Origin of the sequence: Spirillospora sp. NPDC049652, assembly GCF_040675125.1 — a bacterium.
Taxonomy (GTDB): Bacteria; Actinomycetota; Actinomycetes; order Streptosporangiales; family Streptosporangiaceae; genus Spirillospora.
Map to the genome: position 1 here is coordinate 1 of NZ_JBFAOF010001265.1, position 1,690 is coordinate 1,690.

General features: G+C 73.2%; 2 protein-coding genes. One reads left to right on the top strand and one right to left on the bottom strand.

Annotation, left to right across the window (positions count from 1 at the left end; all coding sequences use genetic code 11):
• Nucleotides 1-262 precede the first annotated feature (262 nt).
• Nucleotides 263-799: an HIT family protein gene (locus AB0J52_RS39260; RefSeq protein WP_500188173.1), complete on the top strand. Its 537-nt coding sequence runs from the start codon at nucleotides 263-265 to the stop codon at nucleotides 797-799.
• A gap of 57 nt (nucleotides 800-856) precedes the next feature.
• Here the strand turns inward: AB0J52_RS39260 and AB0J52_RS39265 are convergent, their stop codons facing one another.
• Nucleotides 857-1,573: a polysaccharide deacetylase family protein gene (locus AB0J52_RS39265; RefSeq protein ID WP_500188171.1), complete on the bottom strand. Its 717-nt coding sequence runs from the start codon at nucleotides 1,571-1,573 to the stop codon at nucleotides 857-859.
• Between the last annotated feature and the right edge of the window lie 117 nt (nucleotides 1,574-1,690).

Genomic DNA, 1,690 nt, shown 5'->3' on the forward strand with positions numbered 1-1,690 from the left:
GCCGTAGAGGGTGAGCGTCACCAGCACCGGCGGGTTGACGTGCGGGGTGGTGGTGAAGCAGCGGATCCCGCGCCTCAGCACGCCGCCTGACCTGGCCCCCCGGCACCCGGAGTCGGATCACCCGGCGATCCTCTTTATGCTGCTGGTCAGGCCGTCAGTAAAGGAGAGCGCCGCCTTGAGCGTAGAGCCGAAGGGGCCCGTGATGCCGGAGGGGCGCGGCGCCGCGCCCGGGACGGGAGCGGCGGGCCCGCCGCTGCCGGAGATGGAGGAGGAGCGCGGCGGCGGGGGCGTCCCCGACAGCTTCCAGCGCCTCTGGACACCGCACCGGATGGCCTACATCAAGGGCGAGGACAAGGCGACCGGCGACGACGGCGGCTGCCCGTTCTGCGAGATCCCCAAGATGGGCGACGAGGACGGCCTGATCGTGGCGCGGGGCAGCGCGGTCTACGCGGTGCTGAACCTCTACCCGTACAACTCCGGGCACCTGATGGTCATCCCGTACCAGCATGTCGCCGACTACACCGAGCTGGACGAGGAGCAGTACACCGAGCTCGCCGTCTTCACCCGCCGGGCCATCACCGCCCTGCGCGCGGCGAGCGGCGCGCAGGGCTTCAACGTCGGCATGAACCTCGGCATGGTCGCGGGCGCGGGCATCGCCGCCCACCTGCACCAGCACGTCGTGCCGCGGTGGGGCGGTGACACCAACTTCATGCCGGTGGTCGGCCGGACCAAGGTGCTGCCGCAGCTGCTCCGCGACACCCGGCGGCTGATCGCCGACGCCTGGCCCGCCGGTTCCTGAGCCGCCGGTTCCCGCCCCGCGACCGGACCCCGCTCCGACGGGCGGGCCGCCTCCGGGTCAGTGTCCGGTGAGCGGGGAGGGGGAGCGGGCCGGCGGCTGCGCGGAGGCGGGGGCGGGCGGCCCGGACGCCGCGTGCAGCTCGGACACCGTGACGAACTCGAAGCCCTTGGCGCGCACGCCCCGGATCATCGCCGCCAGGTTCCGCAGCGCCACGAGCCGGTCGGGGTTCCCGTGGTCGTGCGCGAGGACGATCGTCCCCGGCTGGACGTTGCCGACGATGTAGTCGACCAGGCCCTGCGGGTGGTGCTCGTAGGTCTTCTCGAGCATCTTGATGCCCCAGAGCGTCAGGTCGTAGCCGAGCTGGCCCGCCGCGCTCATGGTGGTGCCGCCGAGCTGCCCGAAGGGCGGCCGCAGGTGCCGGGGCTCCTTGCCGGTGATCGTCGCGATCGCCTTGTGCGCCCGGTGGATGGCGTCCACGGCCTCGGCGTGGGTCAGGCGCGCCATGTCCTTGTGCGCCCAGGTGTGGTTGCCGGCCTCGTGCCGGTCCATCCGACCGTGGATGATCTTCGCGTTGGCGACCGCCCGCTCGCCGACCATGAAGAACGTGGCCTTGGCCTTCTCGGCGTCCAGGATGTCGTGGACCATCCCGGTCCAGTTCGGCATCGGGCCGTCGTCGAAGGTCAGCGCCACCAGCTTCTGCGAGGTGTCGACCGACCAGGTCACGTCCACGTGCCCGTGCGCCGGGCGCCAGGGCCCGGCGACCGGGATCGCCATGGCCGAGCGCGGCGTCCCGTCCGGGACGGCCGCGACGGCGGCGGCCCCCCCCCCCCCCCCCCCCGCCCCGCCCCCCCCCCGGAAGGGAGAGGGGCGGGTTTGGGGAGAGTGTTGTGT

What these genes read in the sequence shown, in the direction of transcription:
- AB0J52_RS39265 (WP_500188171.1), bottom strand. Translation starts at nt 1,573, where the DNA reads ATGGCGATCCCGGTCGCCGGGCCCTGGCGCCCGGCGCACGGGCACGTG.
- AB0J52_RS39260 (WP_500188173.1), top strand. Translation starts at nt 263, where the DNA reads ATGGAGGAGGAGCGCGGCGGCGGGGGCGTCCCCGACAGCTTCCAGCGC.